The 16,413-nt window shown below is 36.0% G+C and carries 13 protein-coding genes and 1 pseudogene; 4 read left to right on the forward strand and 10 right to left on the reverse strand.

Annotated elements, in window-relative coordinates; translation table 11 throughout:
* Positions 1-309: 309 nt before the first annotated feature.
* A complete protein-coding gene (locus tag RBU59_RS10385; protein ID WP_308147801.1) occupies positions 310-981 on the forward strand; it encodes an HD domain-containing protein in 672 nt (223 codons plus the stop codon).
* 101 nt (positions 982-1,082) lie between these two features.
* Here the strand turns inward: RBU59_RS10385 and RBU59_RS10390 are convergent, their stop codons facing one another.
* Positions 1,083-2,783, reverse strand: a complete 1,701-nt coding sequence (locus tag RBU59_RS10390) for a methyl-accepting chemotaxis protein (protein ID WP_308147802.1) — start codon at positions 2,781-2,783, stop codon at positions 1,083-1,085.
* A gap of 289 nt (positions 2,784-3,072) precedes the next feature.
* Here RBU59_RS10390 and RBU59_RS10395 point away from each other — a divergent pair, with 289 nt between their 5' ends.
* On the forward strand, positions 3,073-3,633 hold the full coding sequence (locus tag RBU59_RS10395; RefSeq protein ID WP_308147803.1) for a tyrosine-type recombinase/integrase: 561 nt from the start codon (positions 3,073-3,075) through the stop codon (positions 3,631-3,633).
* 509 nt (positions 3,634-4,142) lie between these two features.
* On the opposite strand, the pseudogene RBU59_RS28575 reads toward RBU59_RS10395, so the two are convergent.
* From RBU59_RS28575 to RBU59_RS10415, 3 genes and pseudogenes are all read right to left on the reverse strand, one after another.
* A pseudogene (locus RBU59_RS28575) lies at positions 4,143-4,495 on the reverse strand (4-hydroxythreonine-4-phosphate dehydrogenase PdxA).
* Positions 4,465-6,606: a ThuA domain-containing protein gene (locus tag RBU59_RS10410; protein ID WP_308147804.1), complete on the reverse strand. Its 2,142-nt coding sequence runs from the start codon at positions 6,604-6,606 to the stop codon at positions 4,465-4,467. Before RBU59_RS10410 ends, RBU59_RS28575 begins: the two are co-directional and overlap by 31 nt.
* Positions 6,607-7,058: 452 nt before the next feature.
* Positions 7,059-8,006 carry a 2-hydroxyacid dehydrogenase gene (locus tag RBU59_RS10415; protein WP_308148573.1) on the reverse strand — a complete coding sequence of 316 codons (948 nt, stop codon included), beginning with the start codon at positions 8,004-8,006 and terminating at the stop codon, positions 7,059-7,061.
* A 437-nt stretch (positions 8,007-8,443) separates the two neighbouring features.
* Here RBU59_RS10415 and RBU59_RS10420 point away from each other — a divergent pair, with 437 nt between their 5' ends.
* The gene (locus tag RBU59_RS10420; protein ID WP_308147805.1) at positions 8,444-9,220 is read left to right on the forward strand and encodes an IclR family transcriptional regulator; all 777 of its coding nucleotides are present in this window, start codon (positions 8,444-8,446) and stop codon (positions 9,218-9,220) included.
* A gap of 288 nt (positions 9,221-9,508) precedes the next feature.
* Here RBU59_RS10420 and RBU59_RS10425 read toward each other — a convergent pair whose 3' ends face one another.
* Positions 9,509-11,374, reverse strand: a complete 1,866-nt coding sequence (locus RBU59_RS10425) for a beta-L-arabinofuranosidase domain-containing protein (RefSeq protein WP_308147806.1) — start codon at positions 11,372-11,374, stop codon at positions 9,509-9,511.
* Positions 11,375-11,660: 286 nt separating this feature from the next.
* Between RBU59_RS10425 and RBU59_RS10430 the strand changes: the two genes are divergently transcribed.
* Positions 11,661-12,518, forward strand: coding sequence for an AraC family transcriptional regulator (locus RBU59_RS10430; RefSeq protein ID WP_308147807.1), 858 nt, complete (start codon positions 11,661-11,663; stop codon positions 12,516-12,518).
* A 234-nt stretch (positions 12,519-12,752) separates the two neighbouring features.
* Here the strand turns inward: RBU59_RS10430 and RBU59_RS10435 are convergent, their stop codons facing one another.
* From RBU59_RS10435 to RBU59_RS10455, 5 genes are all read right to left on the reverse strand, one after another.
* Positions 12,753-13,070 (reverse strand): cyclic-di-AMP receptor, encoded by a 318-nt coding sequence (locus RBU59_RS10435; RefSeq protein ID WP_161837760.1) that lies wholly within the window; start codon positions 13,068-13,070, stop codon positions 12,753-12,755.
* A 312-nt stretch (positions 13,071-13,382) separates the two neighbouring features.
* Positions 13,383-13,865 (reverse strand): C-GCAxxG-C-C family protein, encoded by a 483-nt coding sequence (locus RBU59_RS10440; RefSeq protein WP_330698520.1) that lies wholly within the window; start codon positions 13,863-13,865, stop codon positions 13,383-13,385.
* 130 nt (positions 13,866-13,995) lie between these two features.
* The gene (locus RBU59_RS10445; RefSeq protein WP_308147808.1) at positions 13,996-14,838 is read right to left on the reverse strand and encodes an ABC transporter permease; all 843 of its coding nucleotides are present in this window, start codon (positions 14,836-14,838) and stop codon (positions 13,996-13,998) included.
* On the reverse strand, positions 14,810-15,589 hold the full coding sequence (locus RBU59_RS10450) for an ABC transporter permease (RefSeq protein WP_308147809.1): 780 nt from the start codon (positions 15,587-15,589) through the stop codon (positions 14,810-14,812). The genes RBU59_RS10445 and RBU59_RS10450 overlap by 29 nt, the downstream gene beginning before the upstream one ends.
* 1 nt (position 15,590) lies before the next feature.
* The gene (locus RBU59_RS10455) at positions 15,591-16,346 is read right to left on the reverse strand and encodes an ABC transporter ATP-binding protein (protein ID WP_308147810.1); all 756 of its coding nucleotides are present in this window, start codon (positions 16,344-16,346) and stop codon (positions 15,591-15,593) included.
* Positions 16,347-16,413 lie beyond the last annotated feature (67 nt).

A 16,413-nucleotide genomic window follows, 5' to 3' on the forward strand; every position in this document is an offset into this window, starting at 1 on the left:
TATACTTCTTATGTATATAGCAGTAAAGCATATTTAAATAAATCCTGTGTTTATACAATAATGAAATTTATATAATGCAGAGAACAATAATCTCTATAGGATTTTAATACGCACTAACATTCTATCTTCAAGCCGATGTATTTCTGTTAGCTCAAGTGTATGTCAGCTTAGCTCTATTTTCTAGGTTTTGTTTTCCGAACACGAAAGATTATTGACAATTTTATACTAAAATCGTATCATTAATGTAAATTTTGTAATATTTTAGAATTTACAGGAAAGTAAAATAAATACACAAAGGAGTGGATGAACTTGCGCAATAAGGTTTTGGATAAGAAAATTTGCTTATTAGCCAAAGAATATATGCAGGACCATATGAAGCTGGATTCTTCGCATGATATTAATCATGTTTATCGGGTTTTATTTATGGCTATGGATATAGCTCAATATGAAATCGCGAATGCGGAGATAGTTTATTTAGCAGCTATTTTACATGATATTGGCAGAAGATATGAGTCTGAACAAAACAGATCCCATGCAGCTATTGGTGCAGATATGGCATATAAGTTTCTAATTAATAATGAGTACGACAGTAAAAAATCCTTGTGGGTGTCTGATTGTATTCGGTCCCACAGACATAGTGATTTGATTGAACCAACTACCATTGAGGGTAAGATTCTGTTTGATGCGGATAAGTTAGATTTTACGGGAACAATGGGGATTTCACGTACATTAATGTCTATGAGCAAGATGAATAAACCGCTGTACTGCGTTATGGATAAATCTACTCGCGTTGGCGGACATTTCTTTGAATATTATGATTCTGTTTTACGCAAAGTTTCTGAAAAAATGTACACTGCCAGAGCAAAAGAAATTGCAAATAAGAGAAAAGAAATTGCAGATATTTTTGTTAGTGAAATGAAAAATGAAATAAATCAGTGTTATACAATGGAACAGCTTATTGAAAGTTTATTCTCATCTTAACTTGTGATAAATGATAATAGTCAGCCATAGATATATATACTCTTGGCTGACTATTATTTTATTACGTAACCAACGCCTTTATCGGTATCTCTTTCTTACTTTTATAGCTTAAATCCGGATATATTCATCTGCAGTTCCTGGGCAAGGATGGCAAGATCCTGGGAAGATTTTGTGATTTCTTCCACCGTAGCCGACTGTTCCTCAGATGCGGCACTGATCTGTTGACTGGATGCCGCGCTTTCCATAGCAATCGATGTGATATTTTTAATGGATTCATTCAAACCCTCACTACTGCCCCTGATCTCCCTGGTGGCTGTGCTGACATCCTGCAGTTTAGCCGTAATGGCAGTAATTTCATTATATATTTGCTCAAAAGAATTACCCGCCCTGTCAACAGTTGTGACACCTTCCATAACTGCATTAGTTGAGGTATTCATAATTTCTACAACTTGATTTGTTTCTTTCTGGATACTTTCGATTAATTCTGCAATCTCCACTACAGAATTTGCAGACTGTTCTGCAAGTTTTCGTATCTCCTCTGCCACTACTGCAAACCCTTTTCCCTGTTCCCCTGCTCTGGCTGCTTCAATTGCCGCATTGAGAGAAAGAAGATTGGTCTGGTTGGCAATTTCTTTTATGACAGCAATAATCTCGCCTATTTCCTTGGACTTATTTCCCAATATTTGTACTTTTTCGGAAGACTCTTGTGTAATCTGTCTGATGGATTGTATTTTTTCTATGGCTTCTTTTGCTTCTTCCACACCTGTCCTAGCCTCTGTCGAAACCTTTAAACCGGACTCTGAAACATGATCCACATGCCCGGCTACCTTTTGGATGTTGGATACAATCTGTTCTGTTACATTACTGATATCATTGGAACTTTTTGCTTGGTCAGACGCCCCTTCCGCCAACTGGTTTATGGTTTTAGCTACTTCCTCCGATGAAACAGCCGTTTCTTCCGCAGAAGCGGAAAGCTCTTCACTGGATGAAGCGACCTGCTCTGAGGCGTCCGATACTTTTCTTATTACATTCTTTAAACTCTCTGTCATTTCATTAAAAGATTCCGCCAATTCTCTGATTTCATCCCGGTTTTTTACTTTAACGGCCTCTACAGTTAAATCGCCTTTAGCTATCCTTTTAGCAGAATTTACAATTTTAAGTATAGGTGTCACTATAAGCCTTGCCATTATAAATGCTGCTGCAAACCCGATAAGAACACTGATTAAAATTATTGTAATTGTTATATTTCTGGTCCTTAAAAAAGCCTTGTTGGAACCTTTATAAGCCTGGACACCCAAATCATTTTTATTTACAACCAGCTTATTGATTTTTTCTTCGATCTGATCGGATAAAGATCGGAGGTTTTCAGCTGCTTTTACTGCTTCATCATTTTTCCCCTGAAGTATTAAATCAATAATATCTTCTTCCTGGGGTTTTAACTGCTGCCAAAGTAAATCCACATCAGCCGATAATTGTTTCGATTCATGCATCACTATGGTTGTATTAAAGGAATTCATATTACTTTCAAATTGATCAGTAAGACTTTTTATGGTATCCGACAGCTGTTTTTTCATATCCATATCTGTTTCCCGCATCATGTTATTTCTTGCCCTGCTAATTGAGATTAAATCCACCTGGGCATCCTTGATGTACTCAATTCCTTTGAAATGTAAATTATACAAGTCATCCAGTTCATTATCCATATTAGATAGTTCAATTAATGAGTAAATCCCGATTGCGGTGATGAGCAATATTAACACACCAAAAATTAAAAGCATTTTTTTTCTCACATTTACTTTCATTTTTTCCTCCTGTGTATAACATAATGTCCATTCGATTAAAAATGATGGTATAATATCCCAAAAAAATTCTGTGTGACTATATCACTCGCATGTAACATTATGCTTATTTTGATACGTTTTAATAATATCTAAGTTGCTGATAAATCAATGATTAAGTAGATTTCATTTTGAAATATCTAATATAAGTTGTTTTGATATAAAGTATCTTTTATAATAGATTCATGCAGAAAGTTATATTTAACTATTCCAGTATATTCCATGTCAATAGCAGAGAAAGGAACCAAACACCATGACGGTTGAACCAATTCGAAGTAAAATAAAAATTAATCAGATGTACCATTATTTAAAAGGAAAAGATGATAAATATGCATTATTATTTAAATTCGGGCTGAATACAGGTCTTAGAATCAGTGACATACTTCCAATGAAAGTAAAGAATGTATATCTTGAAAATGGTAGTTTTAAAGAATATCTGACTTTAAAAGAGAAAAAAACTGCCAAAGAAAAAAAGATAAAAATTAACAATGCACTAAAAAATGTACTATCAGAATATATCAAAATACACAGGCTGAGTAAAGACGATTATCTCTTTCCCAGCCAGAAAGGCGGTCACATCGGAAGAGTACAAAGCTACCGTTTTTTGCGGGAAGCCGCAGAAACTGTAGGAATTGAAAATTTCGGAACACACAGTCTGCGTAAAACATGGGGCTACTGGACCTATAAATTATCAAAATATAATATTGGATTAATAATGGATACATTTAACCACAGTAATCAGAAGATTACCTTAAGATATATTGGAATAAACCAGGACCAAAAAGATGATTTATATACCCTGGTACAATTCTAATATTCAGTAATATGATTGTTTATAAGCAATATTTTATAATTATACATCAAAAACTATATCTAAAATAACATAACTAAATATCCGGAATGTATACAGGTCATCTGGACAGCTTTATTTTACACACCAAAGTGTCTTTAAAGGAATGTTTAATTCCATGATTGTATATTGACATTTACTTTAGGACGATATATAGTTAAAGTATCAAAATAAGCATAATGTTACATTTTTATTCATATCAATCAATCTGCGGTTCGATATATCTCATAGTAGGTTTAAGATTTTCTTTTAATATCATTATACTTCGAAAAACTGATAATCTATATTACTATCTTTAAGTATCCAGAATGAATTTAAATATGATGGTTTAAAAAAGCCATTACTCATATTTTTACATCGAGCAATGACTTTTATTCCGTATTCCTGTTAATAATATTATTTTACCTGTAGTTAGCAACGATTACCCTATGCCCCTGATCATGATATAAAGAAACTACCGCATCATAGGCTCCTTATAAAGCCGGGTGAAAAACCGAATCCGCACCAATTAGACCGGTAACATCAATCCCATCCACTCTGGCACGTTCAATGGCCGGTCTGATTTCGGAATCATCTTCATCACCAAATAAACCGTGTTCCCACTTTGGGGATTTAAACTGGCGACTGCCAGTCTGGGATTGCCGATACCGGAATTTTTCATTTCCTCAAAACATCTGAGGATATATTGATATAAATTTTCTTCCGTTACATAATCTATCACATTCCGCAGTGACAGATGTCTGCTTAAGAAGGATACTTTTAATCCCATAACCTGAAACATGGTCATGGGATCTTTTACTTCACTTTTAAATAAACTGATGTAAATTCTTTTAGTTCCTTTAAATGAATTCTTATGTTTACTTTATCATTTTCCTTATTTTCTACAATTTTTATTTCATTCTCTTGCCGCAAGATTTTATATTGTTCAAGGGCTTTTTTACCCATTACAATATCTGTTTCAATGTCATAAACCGGTACTATCTGTTTAATTGGTCTTGTTACTCCGGAAGTTGTATTTACAAAAGATAATATCAGCGATGTGGAATCTTGTTGATCCTCCATTAATGTAATATGTACACTTTCCGTTGCATTGGTTTTTAATATAAGATTCTCATTTGAAACCCATAAGACCGCATTGTAAAATAACTGTACAAAATCTTCATGCCCATTGGTATAACACAATTTATCCGTCTGATTGGCAAAATAAACAATTCGTCCTTTACCATATTCATTCACCATAACGGTGGGATATTCCGTATTCATATCAGGGATCCAGGCGTATTCCGGGGGTTGATTATAGATTTTGGGAACATAGGTGCATACAACGCTTCCTTTACTTTCTTTATTCACAGTACACAAAAGTGTCATTCCCTCATTCATAATAAGTTTCGTTTTGTGGATATTCATGTTATTAAGAATAGGGTGATGTTCTTTTACCATCTGATAACAATCAGAGGATGTATCCTTTTTCATCCCGGTAAAACTGCAGCCGAACAGGTCTCTTAAACCGAAATCAACTCTTCTCTTGCCATTTTCATCATAAAGGGAGGTTTCATAAGAAGCGATTAGCCCACCTCCCTGTTTAACATATTCCTTTATGATTTCAATCTGTTCCCCGCTTAACCATGCACCATTTGGTATAATTAAAGCCTTTAAACCTTTTAGTCTGTCAAGACTAAGTTCCAGGTCTGGGATAAAGTTATACTGAATATGATTGTTCATTAAATTACGTTCCACACCCTTTATGAAAACTCCGTAACCGTCTTTTGCTTCATTATCATTGCCTAACCCGTCTCTGCTGTATTTGGAATAGTAGACGCCCACATCTTTTACCGGAATCTGATTCTTTAATAAACTTTCATTATCTTTTAAATGCTGGTAAACCTCTTGTTCTATGTATGCATTTCTGGTGTCAAAGGTTGCTCCGGGATATTGACCGTTAAAGTAAGTATTCCAGAAACTTGCACCGACACTTACCGCTTCCCACATCCAGATCTTTGTCTCACACTCAGGTGCTTTTATGTATCTCCATTTTGTTCCGTTATTCCCGGTTAGCAGCACTGCCTGTTTCACTGAGTCGATGGATTTTAGAAAACGGATACTGGAAGCGGCATAGGTTAAATCATCATATATTTTGGTATCTCCGGCACACCCGTCTAAAAATGCCGGACTTACAAGGAAATCAAAGTGCTGTTTGGCATTATAAAGATCAATTCCGGTTTTTAAGGCATTGGAAGCATGAAACATACCAAATATCTCCGCACAATAAGCCTTTTCTTCACCAAAGCTTTTCACTGTATTTCGCATAAGTTTAAGATGATCATCGGCACATTTTGTCTTCCAATCCCGGTATTCACGAAATAAATCCGTTGCATAATCTCCGCCGGCCGGTATTTCTTTACCGGTATCCCTTCTGTATCTTTCCCTGCAGGTCTGACAATAGCAGGGACCGGTACCGAAACCGACACTATTTTCCCAAACACCGTCGATATCATACCTTTTCATCAGCTCTGTAATGTACTCCACCGCATGTCCATTAGCATATACACCGTTATAACAGGGTTTATGCATCTGATTCCATCCAATTTGGGTACTTCCGTCTTCATTCTGCCCAAACCAGTCAGGCTGTCTTTCATATCTGGTCTCTTCCACCCCCCTGAAATCCACACGTACTATTACCCGTATATCATTTTTATGGCACTCTGTAGCAAGATCATATAACATATCCTCTGTGGTCATAAAGGAATTCAGTCTTGCCAGTTTTGTTTTATTCTGAAAGAAATCAATTATCCCTCCTGCATTTACTATAATACAATTCGAATGGGTATCCTTTAGATACGTTACGACCTTTTCTGCATCATAATTTTCAATATCCGGTTCCCGTAAAACCGTCTGTAACATACGTAATTGTTTCTGGTACCAAAATTGTTTTTCCATATAAAATCCTTTCGTATCACATCTGTTTACAAATAGGACACTGCCACAAATTAAAATGGTTGAAAGCATTGTAAGTGGCATCCTTTCTTTGTTATTATTTCTTCCAACACTTAAAACCTTTGCTTATTATGTGCTTTTATAAGAAAGAGTCTGGCTCGCCAGACTCTAGCGCTGACGCGCTGTCACTTTAGTGACAATCCACCCTAAAGGATATTATCCTTTTGCGTGTTCATGCGCATCCTGCCCGGTAGGGCTTTTTTATTACATAGGGAAGTTCGGAGAACTTTCCTATGTAATAAAAAATAAACAGAAGTTAACTCAAACATTAACTTCTGTTATATTTAAAATATTATTAGTTGAGCTTACCGCCTTTGATTTATATATTAACAATTATGCAAAAAGCTATTTTTGCAGTGAAATATATTAATTCCAGACTATTATATCAGGTATATTTATAATATGGTATTTACCTGTTCACCGTTCATCCATTTATCAATATTTTCAAATACGATTTTAGCTCTGAGCTTCATAGACTCTTCCGAAGCAAAGGCTATATGAGGAGTAACGATTGTATTTTTTGAATGTAACAACGGATGATCTGTATTTAAAGGAGGTTCGATTTCAAATACATCGATACCTGCTCCGCCGATTTTATCATTATTTAAAGCTTCTGCCAAAGCGTCGGAATCTACAACCGGACCGCGTGCGGCATTAATCAGAATCGTTTTTGGTCTCATAAGAGCGATTCTTTCCTTGTTGATTAAATGACGTGATTCCTCTGTAAGCGGGCAATGAAGAGTAACAATATCAGAATTGCTTAATAATTCTTCCAGAGTAACATATTTAATATATTCAGGAGCATTCTTTTTCGGGTATAAATCATAAGCCAGGATATTACAGCCAAAAGCATGGCATAACTCAGCCGTACGGGAACCGATTGCTCCGGTACCAACCACACCAACGGTTTTGCCTTTTAATTCTCTTCCTACCAGACCGTCTTTTGTCTTACCTTCACGGCAGCGTACTTCAACCTGAGGAACATTTCTTAATAGAGAAAGTATCATTCCCATTACCAATTCTGCTACAGATTCATTGGAATATCCGGAGGCATTACTTACTGCGATTCCCATACTTTTTGCTGTTTCCAGATCCACATGGTCAACACCGGTAAATGCTACATCAATGAATTTTAAATTTTTGCATCTGGAGATTACTTCCCCTTTCAGAGGCATATTGGCAATCATAACTATGTCAGCTTCTTTCGCTCTCTCTACCATAACTTCGGTATCGGTGTCTTTTTCATATGCTGCAAAGTTATGTCCCTGCTCTTTTAATTTCTCAGCATAACTGTCTAATACTTCCTTTGAAATACCTAATGACTCTAATAATACAACGTTCATCTTAACACCCATTGTAACATATCCACCCGCAGATATGTTATTGCCACATAATACGTTGAAAGAATCTGTTTGTGGCACCCTTTCTGTTTTTATATTTTCTTTCAACTTAATATAATTTTATTTAATAAAATCATGTTTTGTTTATTAAAACCTGTTATTATCATAGCACTCTGTTTTTCATATTGCAATACTATTTCATTAAATAATTCAAAATTTTATTTAATGAAATATCTTGAAGTAAATCAGTAATTGTGCTATTCTATCATTGAATCTCTCTCTTTCAAATTAAGAGCATTTTAGCTCATTTGTCCATGTCCCTGGAATTCACTTTGACTCAAATACTTTTCTAACTACTAATTACTTAATTTATAAAACATTCTTTTTATACAAATTTTATACAATATCTCATCCCGGAGAATTTAAAGAAAGGCATCCTAATGATTGATAAAAACAATCCCTCTCAATTTAATCAGTCTGCTGAAAAAACCATGCGGATTATAGAATTTCTGGCTGAAAATAATCGGCCTATGCGCCTTATTGATATAGCAGGTAATTTAAGCTTAAATACCAGTACCACGTTACGTTTTATTAACACCTTAACTGAGCTTGGATATATTGAACAGGAATCTAATTCCTCTAAGTATTATTTAACCTACAAAATCTGTTCTATTTCCAACAAAATATATTCTAAAACAAGTTTGCGGGATATAGTAAATCCCTACTTAAGAAACCTTGCAAGACAAGCCGGTGAATCCGCATGCCTTGCGATTGAACAAAGCCGCCAGGTTGTTTATATTGATGTTGCCGACGGACCGGATCAAATGGTAAAAGGTATGCAGCGTATCGGCAATATAGCTCCTATGCATTGTACCGGTATCGGCAAATTACTGCTGCTTAATTATACGGAGTCAGAACTGGATGATCTGATTGCACGGAAAGGACTCACTAAATATACTGACAATACCATTGTTACTAAGGAACAACTATTGGAAGAATTAAAAAAGGTAAGAGAAGCGGGTTATGCTTTTGATAATGAAGAATGCGAGATAGGAGCCAGATGTATTGCTTTCCCAATTTATGACTTTACACATAAGATCATTGCAGGTTTTAGTATAACCGGACCTATTAACCGGATAAGCGATAACTTCATTAAGAATCATATTCCTTTCATGAAATCTATCTCCGTTGAAATATCCGGGAAGTTATCCGCGTAGCAGCCGTAATTCGCAAGTATGATTAATCTATGATTCTTTGGTCTGATTATATTTCGTTAACTGTAATAATTTATAGTTTTATTATAACATTCATAGTATAAAATAGACCTAAAAGGAATTACACACATTTATTCTGTATGTCGATTCCTTTCAGGTCTATTTTTTACTCACAAGTAACGTTATAACTGCAGCCTGTATTACATTATACTTCAATCACTTTTCTGCGGCCAGACTTTTTAAATTCTATCCTGTGGTTTTTTTCTATTGTTTACAACTTGATTTTATCCTTTATAAGACCGGCATCTCTGTTAAACGCAGATTCGTACAACCATAGGGTATTAAGGTTATTTCTTCGATCTCCTCAGAGATCCAGGTAAGTCCCGGTTTAACGGCAGCTGAACCATTAATCATAGGCCAGTCAATTTTACTGCCTTTTACTTTCGCTTTTATCGGAGCATTTGCAGGGGAAAATGGAACTTTACCCACTTCTCTTTCTTCAAAATAAATACTATCTAAAATCTCCTCCTTATTTATTCGTAAACCATAATTCCAGGGGGACAATGCATAGATCTCATAATCACAGTGCGGATATTCTCTGCCGGTTATGTTCTGATTAATCTGAACCCACTTTTCCTTTATTTCCAGTGCATAAACTAACGGACCTCTGACTATGGAATAAAGACCGTTTGGTCTTACTGCCAGCTCCGCTTTCATAGGCAGCCTCAACTGAAATTCTGATTCTCCATCCCATTCATTATTTAATGTAATAAATTCTCTGCTGTCTTCTTTGATTCCATTACCTGGTATATTTATTTCCGGTGTTTGACACCAGGCAGGAACTCTTAAATGCAGCGCAAAACGTATTCTCTTATCCGTTTTTACTTTAAAATGAACGGTATCTTTAAAAGGATAATCCGTTTCCATGGTTATCTTAACCTTGACTCCCTCTAAAACTGTCTGTACCGACATAGGTGCATACAAGATAACTGCGAATCCATCTTCTGCTTTTAGTATGGTATTCATCGTAAATTTTGGCCAGGGCTGGCTTAAGTTTGCCGTACAGCACCCATAATTGGGTTCCAGACCAAAAGTATGTGAGTCTCCCCCGTTGGTATTAAATAAAGCCTCTTCCCTCCTGCTGCATTCTACCTGATTGACCTGTTGGTCGTATTGATGACTCCACATATCCGGGCTGAACGTAGCCGGAAGTGCATTAAAGGCTATTTTTTCTAACTGGTCGCCCCAGCAGGCCTTACCGGTAATGGCGATAAGATGTTCTAAGGAATACATATATTCCGCCACTGCACATAACTCCGTTCCCTGCACCGGACTTTTTCCCGCCAGACATTCATCTCCTGTAAATACTCCTGTTACCATTCCATGGTATTTCTCCAGCAGTTCAACCATTTTCTCCGCACTATGTAACTGCTCATCCTCTCCCGTCATTCGTGAAATTAAAGCACCGGATTTTAATGCCATGGCATTATTAACTACATGGCTCATTTGGCTCCAGCGTCCCTTTTCGTCCGGTTTGGTATAAGGCCAATGCTTAAAAAACTTAATCCAGTCAAAACCCTGGCAATGAAGCTTGGATGCCAGATTAAGCAGCCACTCTTCACCGGTGCGTTCATAAAGCCACCAGATAGAAATGAGGCATTCATACCACCTTGTCTGTGCCCAGGAAAATAATAAATTGCTGTCAATATGGCGGTCTAAATTAAGTAATGCTTTTTTAACCACTCCCTCAATTCGATTATCCTGGGTAAAATCATGGTATAATACCAGTACCTTAAGTATCAGAAACAGAGCCCAAATATCATACTGATTACGGTCTGTTTCATCACCTGGACAAATCCACCCATCTTCATCCTGCTGTTTCATTATAAAATCTATATACCTTGATGCCCGGGCTTTCATATCCTCATTATCCAGCAGCCAGGCCAAGGGAATAAAACCGTCCAGCCAATAAGGCACTCTCTCCCATCCCTCTTTATCCCCTCCTATCCACATGCTTTCCTTAATATCCGGCCAGAATTTATCCAGATTACCGGATAACCCATCTGCTTGAATTTGCAATTGTTCTAATAACCAGCCCTGTGGCTTCAGGTCCATTGCAGGTAATAGTGTAAAAACCTGTTTTTTTAGTTTATTCATTAGATCTCCTATCTGCTGCCCAATGCAGCTTACATTCATTTTCTGTACAAATAATTCTGTTCATTTTCTAGTTTATCAGGTATAATGAATAATTGAAATTGCAAATACTGCACTATGATATGCATATTATGGATGGTGTTTGTAATGGTTTTGAGATATAATAGTTGTGATTTATAATGGTTGGTGTATCGGATGCTTGAGAATATAATGCCTGAAATATGAGACCTTAAGAATATGAGACCTGGTGAATATATGCCTTTAATATATGACGTTTGGAGAATATAGAATGCAAGAGTATAAAACAGATAATGAAGAACAGAATCAGATACCGGTAAGTTTAACTCCCTGGCCGGAATTTACAGGTTCTAGTTTCCGGCATTTTTTTCATAATGAAAAACATATTACAAGAATATGTGATTTTTATGTTTTGATCTTTATGCTGGAGTCAAGTCTTATATTCCGGGAAGACGGCAGGGATGTTGTGGTAAATAAAGGAGAATGGTACATTCAAAGACCCGACCTGCTGCAGCAGGGTATAAAAGGGAGTCCGGCTCCCTATTACTTTTATGTTCATTTTTCTGCCAGGGAAATACCAAATACTGAAACAATCTCTTTAAACAAGGATCAGAATAAGTCATACGTTATATTACCCAAGAGCGGTAACTTTGACAGTAAGTTTCTACTGCCGGTATTTAATCAGTTAGATTATTGCTGCAGAAATAAAACAATATCTCTTCTTAACTGTCAGTCCATATTTCTATCTATTCTGCATACAATCTCGATTGGTAATTACCCGGAGGAAAAATCGGGGCTTGGCCGGCAGATAACGAAGTACATCTCAGAGAATTATAACAAAGATATAAACTGCAATACATTAGCAGAACAATTTCACTTCTCCACGGAATATATTAACCGAAAAGTAAAACAGTACTGTGACCAGACACCGGGCCAGTATCTGCAGCAAATCAGGATTTCAAGGGCTAAAGAACTCTTAGCCAATACGGATCATACTCTTTCCTACATAACAAAGGAAACCGGTTACCATGATACCACTGTCTTTTACAAAGCCTTTAAAAAGCAAACCGGAATCTCCCCCGGTAACTGGCGTGAAAGAAGCAGAGGAATGGAAAAATGGAACGAGTAACAAGATAGTGTCCGGCTTGACAGAATCTGGCACTGACGTCCTGTCACTTCAGTGACAATCTGCCCTAAAGGATATTATCCTTATGCGTGTTCATGTGCATCCCGTCCGACAGGGCTTTTTATCTTATAGGATGTAATTTCAGATGAAAAAACCACGCTCCTGATAGTACCGTAATATCTCTATCAGGAGTGTGGTAAATTAACAAAAGCATTCAATTAGGACTTTAATAGTTATTTAGATTTTCTCAAATCGGTCTACATCCATAACAAATATGGTTGCGCCTCCAACATTAACCAATACCTGCATAGAGGTGTACTCAGCCGGTCCGACGGGATTGGATATTATCTGCTGACGCGGGCCGCATTCTTTTTTCACAACACTGATAACCTCTTCTACTTTCTCTTCTTCTGTACCAATCATCAGGGTGGTATTACCTTCCCTAAGAAATCCTCCGGTAGAAGCCAGCTTTGTTACGTAAAACCCTTGTTTATTCAAACCTTCCATTACCCGACTGCTGTCAACATTGCGTACAATTACATAGATTAGTTTCATAGAATCCCATCCTTTCAACATTATAATCGATTTGCAAAGCATTTATTAATTAATCTTTTTCTTTCTGTTTTGCATATTCGTTTTTCTTCATGTTCCTTGACCTTATCAATGGTATCCCCAAACTTAAACTTTCCGTTATGTTATAACAATTTATACATGCTGCCATTTTCTAATTTAATTATAGTATATCAGGATTGGAAAGTAAAGTTTAAAAAGGGGTATTTTACTTTTTATCTATTCATGTTTGTATTTTGGATGGCGTTACAATTGTTGTAAGTTGTTTTTATGTAGTATCTTAAGACATCATTCAGTTTATGATTGTCGAGGATTATCTATTATATAGTTATCCAGGATATCCGCCGCCATACCTACCAATTCTACGCATGGTCTTTTTTTATAATACTCAGCTGTCCGCAGTTCAGGAATCGGACTCTCCTTACCCGCTCCTAACCCCAACAATTCCCTGCAAATGATGGAGTGATTATGTTCCTCAAATTTACCGGCCAGGACTTGAATTCTTTTATAATGCTCTGTTTTTGCAGCCTGATCTTTAGGATCAGAATAACCGTATAACAAACCTGCTGCCATAAACATACCGCTGACTGCACCGCATACCTCTCTTAACTTTCCCATCCCTCCTCCAAAGGAAGAACTTAGTTTTAAGGCCGTATCCGAATCCATCCCATATGAATCATGAAAGGCCAGAAATACAGCCTGGGCACAGTTATAACCTTCTTTAAATAATTCCATGGCATACTCAGCACGGGAACTATCCTTTATTTTCTTTTCTTTCAAATAGATCATCACTTTTCTTTAATTAAATATAGGTATTCCGTCAATTTAGGAATACCTATATCTTAGCCTATTATAAAGAAATTTTCCAGTAAAAATATTTTGATATAACCTATCAACCATCTACTGAGGGTTAAATCCAATGCATTATTTGAATAACCCACCTTATAGGACTTAGGAAACTCATGATCTGAAAGACCTTTGGCATGTTTTCTACTGCTACAAACGTTCCTCCAAGTAAGGACAGAATAACTGCCAAACTGGACGCGGAAATATTGGCATTCATATCACTTTTACTTACTCCGCAAATAAAAGCTGCATAAAGGCAAGCAATAATGGCTATAAAACCGGCTATTATAACTGTTTGGACAGGCTTAAGCTCCCATTTTTTAATAAATAACAGCATAATTAACATAGCCGTTTCCCCTTGGAGGAACGTTATGATAAAATTATGAATAAGAAATCCAACATAATAACTACTTTTTTTCTGCAGGGAATAACAGTATCTATCCAATGTCCCAAGAGATTTGTCTTTTATAATTACCGATCCCTGAACCACCGCAGTAACCATAAATAAAGTCATAAGAAATGCAATTGCTCTTTCTGTTTTTGTCAGTGATTTAACAGGTCCGGTTAATTTTTCCATATTCTGAACTGATATTATCTCAGGTTTCTGATTCGTGTTTTGATAATCTAAAATAATCTGGTATTTACCTGTTATTAAATCACTATACATGGATTCCGCTGAAGCTCTTTCATAAACAATAGGAATTCTGCTCTTTATTACTTTATCTATATGTGACTTATCTATTTTTTCAGAAGATATGATTCCAATTCGCAAATCAGACTTTCCAATATTATTAAAATATCCTGCCGCCAAACATAACAGCATTGGAAATAAAAAAGAAAAAATAAAGATAAATTTATGGTTATAATTTCTGATAAAATTATTTTTGATAACCAGGTAAATACCCATTTAAGTATTCCTCCTTTTTAAACCAGATGATTGCGGCAGCACTTATGATAAGTCCAAGTACCAGAAATACTGCTGTGATGATAAACATAGAATGAACCGTGTCCCTCTGTTTTACATCATACAAATACCTGAATATACTTTTATTAATCCACGTCAGCGGAGATAGATAAAAAACAGCCTGCCATCCCCTGTTAAGAGATCCAACAGGATAAAAACTTCCCCCCATTATCGCAAATAGACAAATGGGTATATTAATAATATTTTTAACTACGACAAAATTCTTCATGCCAAATCCGATTAATAACCCTAAACCACAGGAAAAGAAAGTTTCCGCAGTTAATAGAATAATAACTGGTATTAATTTACCCCATATCGGCACTCTTAAGATCAGGCTGCAGCTAAGCAGAACTATTATATTACATAAGGCAAATACAACTACGCAGGATAATAATTTACTTAATACAATTTCAATTTTTTTCACAGGAGCAGCTAAAATTCTAGCAGCCGTATTAGAACAAGCCTCATCTTTTCCTGCATAAGCGGCAGTAATAATACTGTAAAGAATGCAAAATGGAACCGTAACTAATGTATAATACTGATAGCTGGTTATTATTTTATTATAACTTCCCTTTAACAGAGCACCTAATATTATAATTAAGATAAACGGAAAAATAATATTGTACCCTACCGCGAATCCGTCCCGGACCCTTTTTGACAGATTACTTTTGAACAACGTCCAAAAAATACCCATGTTATACCTCCTTATCTCTCAAATCCGTACCGGTCAGATTCAGAAATATTTCTTCCAAAGAATTAAATCCCAGTTTTCTGTATTTTTCTTTGAATTCTTCTATCTCCATGTCTTCCAGAATAGTTCCATGGTCAATTAATATAATATGACTGCAGATTTCCTCTATTTCCTCCATGTAGTGAGAAACATAGATAACCGTGGTACCTATAGCCCTAAGCTTTTTGATGGATTCCATAATATGATTTCTGGATTGAGGATCGATACCAACAGTGGGCTCATCCATAATTAATAGTTTCGGCCTGTGAGCGATGGAACAGGCTATATTAAGCCTCCGTTTCATACCACCGGAAAACTCTGTCGGTTTCATTTTATAATTTTCGGAAAGTCCTGTAAATTCTAAAGCTTCCTTAGTTCTGCTTATTAGCTCTTTTCCTTTAACCTGATAAAGAGAAGCAAAAAACTTAACATTGTCATAAGCACTCATATCATCATAGACAGCAATATCCTGCGGAACTACTCCCAGCGCCTTTTTAAAATCCAGCATCGTTTCCGTTATATCCTTATCCTTATATTTAATAACACCTCCGTCTTTTTTCTCGATATCGGTAATCATTTTAATCGTAGTACTTTTTCCTGCCCCGTTGGGACCTATAAACCCTATGATTTCCCCTTCCTCAACGCTGAAATTAATTCCCTTTACAACTTCTTTTTCTCCATAGTTTTTTGTTAATGCCTTAATTTCTAAGATTGAACTCATACAAACCTCCTGTTTTACGATTATAATTTTTATTTTAAATAATATAAATTATCTAATATTATATATC

Origin of the sequence: Anaerocolumna sp. MB42-C2 (assembly GCF_030913705.1) — a bacterium.
In the GTDB taxonomy this organism is placed as follows: Bacteria; Bacillota; Clostridia; order Lachnospirales; family Lachnospiraceae; genus Anaerocolumna.

Bases quoted from the DNA above. Each gene is read 5' to 3' on its own strand.
- RBU59_RS10425 (WP_308147806.1), bottom strand. From the start codon at position 11,374: ATGAATAAACTAAAAAAACAGGTTTTTACACTATTACCTGCAATGGAC.
- RBU59_RS10395 (WP_308147803.1), top strand. From the start codon at position 3,073: ATGACGGTTGAACCAATTCGAAGTAAAATAAAAATTAATCAGATGTAC.
- RBU59_RS10420 (WP_308147805.1), top strand. From the start codon at position 8,444: ATGATTGATAAAAACAATCCCTCTCAATTTAATCAGTCTGCTGAAAAA.
- RBU59_RS10415 (WP_308148573.1), bottom strand. From the start codon at position 8,006: ATGAACGTTGTATTATTAGAGTCATTAGGTATTTCAAAGGAAGTATTA.
- RBU59_RS10430 (WP_308147807.1), top strand. From the start codon at position 11,661: ATGCAAGAGTATAAAACAGATAATGAAGAACAGAATCAGATACCGGTA.
- RBU59_RS10455 (WP_308147810.1), bottom strand. From the start codon at position 16,346: ATGAGTTCAATCTTAGAAATTAAGGCATTAACAAAAAACTATGGAGAA.
- RBU59_RS10435 (WP_161837760.1), bottom strand. From the start codon at position 13,070: ATGAAACTAATCTATGTAATTGTACGCAATGTTGACAGCAGTCGGGTA.
- RBU59_RS10410 (WP_308147804.1), bottom strand. From the start codon at position 6,606: ATGGAAAAACAATTTTGGTACCAGAAACAATTACGTATGTTACAGACG.
- RBU59_RS10445 (WP_308147808.1), bottom strand. From the start codon at position 14,838: ATGGGTATTTACCTGGTTATCAAAAATAATTTTATCAGAAATTATAAC.
- RBU59_RS10450 (WP_308147809.1), bottom strand. From the start codon at position 15,589: ATGGGTATTTTTTGGACGTTGTTCAAAAGTAATCTGTCAAAAAGGGTC.
- RBU59_RS10390 (WP_308147802.1), bottom strand. From the start codon at position 2,783: ATGAAAGTAAATGTGAGAAAAAAAATGCTTTTAATTTTTGGTGTGTTA.